This window comes from Pseudomonas sp. TJI-51, assembly GCF_000190455.2.
Taxonomy (GTDB): Bacteria; Pseudomonadota; Gammaproteobacteria; order Pseudomonadales; family Pseudomonadaceae; genus Aquipseudomonas; species Aquipseudomonas juntendi.
In genome coordinates, this window is record NZ_AEWE02000016.1 from 11,347 (window position 1) to 16,354 (window position 5,008).

General features: G+C 64.8%; 7 protein-coding genes and 2 pseudogenes. 5 read left to right on the forward strand and 4 right to left on the reverse strand.

Going from position 1 to position 5,008, the window contains the following annotated elements; genetic code table 11:
- Positions 1-38 precede the first annotated feature (38 nt).
- Complete coding sequence (locus G1E_RS04650) at positions 39-632, reverse strand: nitroreductase family protein (RefSeq protein ID WP_009686805.1); 594 nt, start codon at positions 630-632, stop codon at positions 39-41.
- A gap of 143 nt (positions 633-775) precedes the next feature.
- Between G1E_RS04650 and G1E_RS04655 the strand changes: the two genes are divergently transcribed.
- Both G1E_RS04655 and G1E_RS04660 read left to right on the forward strand, forming a co-directional pair.
- Positions 776-1,225, forward strand: coding sequence for a YcgN family cysteine cluster protein (locus G1E_RS04655; protein WP_009686804.1), 450 nt, complete (start codon positions 776-778; stop codon positions 1,223-1,225).
- Positions 1,226-1,265: 40 nt separating this feature from the next.
- A complete protein-coding gene (locus G1E_RS04660; RefSeq protein ID WP_009686803.1) occupies positions 1,266-2,474 on the forward strand; it encodes a hypothetical protein in 1,209 nt (402 codons plus the stop codon).
- Positions 2,475-2,594: 120 nt separating this feature from the next.
- Here G1E_RS04660 and G1E_RS04665 read toward each other — a convergent pair whose 3' ends face one another.
- On the reverse strand, positions 2,595-2,933 hold the full coding sequence (locus tag G1E_RS04665; protein WP_009686802.1) for a YgaP-like transmembrane domain: 339 nt from the start codon (positions 2,931-2,933) through the stop codon (positions 2,595-2,597).
- 200 nt (positions 2,934-3,133) lie between these two features.
- On the opposite strand from G1E_RS04665, the pseudogene G1E_RS04670 reads away from it, so the two are divergent.
- Together G1E_RS04670 and G1E_RS27260 are read left to right on the forward strand one after the other, a co-directional pair.
- A pseudogene (locus G1E_RS04670) lies at positions 3,134-3,361 on the forward strand (GntR family transcriptional regulator); the annotation flags it as partial.
- A pseudogene (locus tag G1E_RS27260) lies at positions 3,346-3,540 on the forward strand (aldehyde dehydrogenase family protein); the annotation flags it as partial. The pseudogenes G1E_RS04670 and G1E_RS27260, both read left to right, overlap by 16 nt.
- 19 nt (positions 3,541-3,559) lie before the next feature.
- Here G1E_RS27260 and G1E_RS04675 read toward each other — a convergent pair.
- Together G1E_RS04675 and G1E_RS04680 are read right to left on the reverse strand one after the other, a co-directional pair.
- Entirely contained in the window at positions 3,560-4,030 is a 471-nt protein-coding gene (locus G1E_RS04675; protein WP_009686799.1) for an RNA methyltransferase, read from the reverse strand.
- A gap of 71 nt (positions 4,031-4,101) precedes the next feature.
- Entirely contained in the window at positions 4,102-4,473 is a 372-nt protein-coding gene (locus G1E_RS04680) for a YajD family HNH nuclease (protein WP_009686798.1), read from the reverse strand.
- 132 nt (positions 4,474-4,605) lie between these two features.
- Here G1E_RS04680 and G1E_RS04685 point away from each other — a divergent pair, with 132 nt between their 5' ends.
- A complete protein-coding gene (locus tag G1E_RS04685; RefSeq protein WP_009686797.1) occupies positions 4,606-4,884 on the forward strand; it encodes a hypothetical protein in 279 nt (92 codons plus the stop codon).
- The last annotated feature ends 124 nt before the right edge of the window (positions 4,885-5,008 follow it).

The window sequence follows — 5,008 nt, forward strand, 5'->3', positions numbered from 1 at the left end:
GTTTACCCGCGAATGGGCCAGTACTGGTCACCCAAAACTTACAGGCTGAAATCCCCCTCAGCCGCCAGCTCGCTCAGCGGCTTGCGCGGGCTGGGCACTTCACGCGCCTGCAGCGCTTCGTCCAGGCTGGCCTTGTCGCCGAGCTTGCCGATCGCCACCATGGCATGCAGCTCGTAGCCTTCAGGGATCTTCAGCTCCTGACGCGCCAGCGCCTGGTCGAAACCGGCCATGCCATGGGTATGCCAACCACTGATGCTGGCCTGCAGGGCCAGGTGGCCCCAGGCGGAGCCGGTGTCGAAGGTGTGCCACAGCGCCGGTTTTTCTTCGGTGGCACCCGGGGCGGCGAAGGTGGTCTTGGACATCACCAGCACCAGCGCCGACGCCTGTTGCGCCCAGCTACGGTTGAACGGTACCAGCAGGCTCAGGTAGCGCTCCCAGTTCGGGGTGTCACGGCGGGCATACAGGAAGCGCCAAGGCTGCGAGTTGTACGCCGACGGTGCCCAGCGGGCAGCTTCGAGGAAACTCAGCAGGGTCTCTTCGCTGATCGGTTCGGCGGTGAAGGCGCGGGGCGACCAGCGGTTGATGAACTGCTCGTTGATGGCGTAATCGGCAACGCGGGGGTTGGCGCTCATGTCGGCTCCTGCAAACGGACGGAAAACGCGCACGCTACTGCTTCGCGTAGCGACTGACAAGCGGCCTGGCTTTGCTCAAGGCCAGGCTCTAGACTGGCGCCGCTGCGCGCCGCGACCACAAGATGAATGCAGGTAACCGTGTAATGATCGCTGACAACGCGCCGTTCTGGCGGCGCAAGACCCTCGAACAACTCAATGCCCAGGAGTGGGAGTCGCTGTGCGACGGGTGCGGCCTGTGCTGCCTGCAAAAGCTCGAGGACGAGGACGACAACAGCGTCTATTACACGCGCATCGCGTGCAAGCTGCTGGACCTGCAAACCTGCCAGTGCAGCGACTACCCCAACCGCTTCGCCCAGGTGCCGGATTGCATCCAGCTCACCCCGGGCAAGGCCGACCAGTTCACCTGGCTGCCCAGTACCTGTGGTTACCGCCTGGTCAGCGAGGGCAAGGACTTGCCCGCCTGGCACCACCTGGTCTGTGGCGACCGCCAACAGGTCCATGAACAGCGCATTTCCCAGGCGGGGCGTATGCTCAGGGAGCAGGATGTGCACGAAGACGACTGGGAAGACCACCTGATTTTCCGCGCCAGCTGAGCAGCGCGGCCCGCTGCCACGGGGAACAAGGAGTTTCTGTATGCGTTGCCAGCTGTTGTTGCTGTTGGGCCTGATGGCCAGTGCGCCCGCCTGGGCGAAAAAGGTCAATCTCGATTACGAAGTGCGCCTGTTGCCTGCCAGCGGCCAGGCAGAAGTTCGCCTGACCCTGGCGGACGGCAGCGCGGTGCGCAGCCTTGACTTCGACCTGGGCAAGGCCGGGGCCTACAGCGGCTTCCAGGCCGATGGCCAATGGCAACTGAACGGGCAGCGGGGGGTATGGCAGCCTGCGGCCGGCAAGACCAGCCTCAGCTACCGGGTGCTGCTGGACCAGAAGCTTGCCAGTGGCGCGTTTTCGTCGCGTATCACCCCGCACTGGGCGCTGTTCCTGGGCGACCAACTGGTGCCGCCTGCGCGCCTCGACCAGCAGGATGGAACAGAGCTGGTGGCGCGCCTGGCCTTCGACCTGCCAACGGGCTGGAAGAGCATCGAAACGCCCTGGCCGCGCGTCGGCCAGGACAAGTTCCGCATCGACAATGTATCGCGCCTGTTCGACCGCCCAACTGGCTGGATGCTCGCCGGTGACCTGGGCAGCCGCCGCGCCCGTCTGGGCGATACCGACGTGACCGTGGCCGCGCCGGTGGGGCAGGGCATGCGGCGTATGGACAGCCTGACCTTGCTCACCTTCGTCTGGCCGCAACTGCAGGCAGTGTTCCCGCGCAACCCGCCGAAGCTGTTGCTGGTGGGCGCGCGTGACGGGATGTGGCGTGGGGCGATGGCGGCGCAGGGGTCGGTGTACCTGCACAGTGGCAGGCCGATGGTCAGCGAGAACGGCAGCAGCCCGTTATTGCGTGAGGTGGTGCAGTTGTTTGCCCAGATCCGCGCCGGTGATGGCAATGACTGGTTGGTGGAAAGCCTGACCGATTACTACGCCAGCGAGTTGCTGCGCCGCTCTGGCGGGGTGAGCGACGACCGCTACCAGGCCTGGCAGGCGCGCCTGAGCAAGCAGGGCGCGAAGGTGACCCGGCTGCGTGGCGAACAGGCCACCCCTGCGCAGGTCGCCCGTGGGGTAATGCTGCTGCAGGCGCTGGACAAGGAAATCCGCATCCATACCCAGGCCAAGCGTTCGCTGGATGATGTGGTGCGCGGGTTGATGCGCTTGCCGAGCGTAAGTACCGAAGAGTTCGTGCAGATCAGCGAGAATGTGCTGGGGCGGCGGTCTGAGGTGTTGCAGAGCAAGGCGTTGCGCTAGAAATTCTTCTTGCCTGTGCTGGCCTCTTCGCGGGCTTGCCTGCTCCTACAAGTTAAGGCATGCGCAACACCTGTGGGAGCGGGCAAGCCCGCGAAGAGGCCGGCACAGGCAATGCATCAATCAACCGCCAGCCAACGGATCCTTCCCGGTCACCGTCACCCCGCGCGTCGCCGCCTCGGCGCTGGCCTTCAACGCCTCCAGGTCCGCCGCGCTACGCTCGATATCCGAGCGCAAGCGCTGATACTCCTGCCGGTGCCGCTGCCACCAGGCCTTGGTGGCGCAGTGCCCGCTGACCCCACGCGCCACGGCCAGGCCGCCCACCGCCATCTGCAGCAAGCCAACCAGGCCGCCACGGCGCAGCCCTTTGCTGAACATCAGCGCCCCACCGGCCAGTGAGCTGGCACGTTCCAGGCCATGAACATTGTGCTGCGATGACGCAGCGGAATGGCTATCGAGCATGGCAAACCCTCCTTGTGGAATGTAAGCAGCTGACCTGCACGGCAACGCCAGCGTTCAGTTGCATCGCCCGGCGGCGAGCCCTGGGTGGGGTTTAAACGGTGAAAAGCAGCTGGCTGTGTCGTATATGGCGAATACCCTGTCCGGTTTGGCAATGCAGCTTCAAGGGTGTTTAATCACCGCTGTCGAAACCGCTGGAGGCCTTGAAAACAAAGGCTCAGACAGATTCAGCCGTTCAGCCCCTCGAAGCGCAAGTGCCACCGGACCGCAAGGCGGTGTTGGCCGAGGCGCTGCGCCGCCGGATCCTGAGCATGGAACTGGCCCCGGGGGCGGTAGTGGACGAACTGGCTCTGTGCGACGAATTCGGCCTGTCGCGCCCACCCGTGCGCGAACTGCTGCGCCAGATCGCCGCCGAGGGCTACATCGAACTGCGCTGCGCCTGTCGCGTGAAATCCGCGCCGGGGTGGTCACGGTCAACTGCTTCGGCGAAGGTGACGTGACCACGCCGTTCGGTGGCTACAAGGAGTCTGGCTTTGGTGGGCGCGACAAGTCCATCTGGGCCCATGACCAATACATGGAGCTGAAGACCATCTGGATCAACGCTTCGTGAGCTGAGCAAGAGCGGCTTTTTACTTGAATTTGGGCCCCGACCGGGTATTCAGCCCCTTGGCCATACGGTCGTACAGCACCACATTCACCGTCGCCGCCAGGTTCATGCAGCCCTCGGTCGGGATGTAGATGGTCTCTTCACACCAACCGCGCACTTCTTCGCTCAGCGACCCGTCCTCTGGGCCGAAGATGTAGATGGCGCGGTCCGGGTGGGTGTATTCCGGCAGGGGCCGGGCGCCGTCCACCAGCTCTACCGCCACCGGGGTGCAGCCCAGCGGAATGATGCGTTGCAGGTCATCGATGCCGATCAGCGGGATGTCGTAGTGCACGCGCTTGGTGTCGGTGACGAAGTCACGGGCGCGCTCATACCGTTTGCCGGTGTAGAACACCGAGTTGACGCCGTAGCAGCCCGCGGCGCGCATCACCGAGCCGACGTTTTCCGGCGACTTGGGGTTGAACAGGCCGATGCAGCTGTATCGTTTGTTTGCCACGTACCGGGGCCCTTCGCGAAAAAAGCGCGATTATACGGGCTGCCCGGTAGCAGCGGGGGGCGAATCGATGGTCAGTCTTTCTTCAGCAAGCCAGCCAGGCCGGCAAACGGGTTGTGCGTGGCCTTGGCGATGCTCGGGGTGCTGGTGGAGCCTTCGCTGAAGTACTGCTGGTCGGTGTAGCGCGAATGCTCGTTGTCGTGGCAGTACAGGCACAGCAGCTCCCAGTTCGAGCCGTCCTGGGGGTTGTTGTCGTGGTTGTGGTCGCGGTGGTGCACGGTCAGCTCGCTCAGGCGCTTGCCGGCGAACTCGCGGGCGCAGCGGCCGCACACGTGCGGGTACATTCTCAGGGCCTTGTCGCGGTAGCCCATTTCCTTGTCACGCTTGGCGTCGGCGAGAATGCGGTCCAGGCGCGCGGTGGCGGCAGCGGAAGAGGAGGCGCTCATGGTGTTTCCTTTGTTCTGATCAGGCAGGTGACGGTTATGCCATTGAGTCTAGCGCGCTTGCAGGGCGGGCGGACAGGCGAAAGCGTTGATTTAGGCGTAGCCTGTAGGAAGGTTCCCGACAGGAGGTTACTGATGTTGCGCGCGATCCTAGCCGTGCTGTGGCTGGCGGGCCTGCCCATGGCCGATGCCGCCAGTACGCCGCCCCGGCTGGCGACCCCGGTGCCCGGTGCGCCGGGTACGCCAACCCCCACGCCTTACCCGCAGATCACCCCGAGCACGCCGCCCAAGGCTTATGACAGCCAGCCGGGTGCGCCTTTGCTGCCACCGATGCCGGTGCCCGGGCCGCCGAAGGATCAGCCCTTGCCGGGGTTGCGGCCGGAGCCGGCGAAGCCGGCGCAGGATGATGACTGACTGCAGCGGTGCGTTGGCGGTGGGATTACTAGGGGGCCAGTGCCCTGTGGGAGATAACACAGCCCTACGGGCTGCGCTGTCGCGCAGAGAACTCAATTCGTAACCGCGACGCGGCCTGTGTGGG

Excerpts from the sequence above, each read along its gene's own strand:
- G1E_RS04655 (WP_009686804.1), top strand. The coding sequence starts at position 776 with ATGATCGCTGACAACGCGCCGTTCTGGCGGCGCAAGACCCTCGAACAA.
- G1E_RS04685 (WP_009686797.1), top strand. The coding sequence starts at position 4,606 with ATGTTGCGCGCGATCCTAGCCGTGCTGTGGCTGGCGGGCCTGCCCATG.
- G1E_RS04650 (WP_009686805.1), bottom strand. The coding sequence starts at position 632 with ATGAGCGCCAACCCCCGCGTTGCCGATTACGCCATCAACGAGCAGTTC.
- G1E_RS04665 (WP_009686802.1), bottom strand. The coding sequence starts at position 2,933 with ATGCTCGATAGCCATTCCGCTGCGTCATCGCAGCACAATGTTCATGGC.
- G1E_RS04660 (WP_009686803.1), top strand. The coding sequence starts at position 1,266 with ATGCGTTGCCAGCTGTTGTTGCTGTTGGGCCTGATGGCCAGTGCGCCC.
- G1E_RS04680 (WP_009686798.1), bottom strand. The coding sequence starts at position 4,473 with ATGAGCGCCTCCTCTTCCGCTGCCGCCACCGCGCGCCTGGACCGCATT.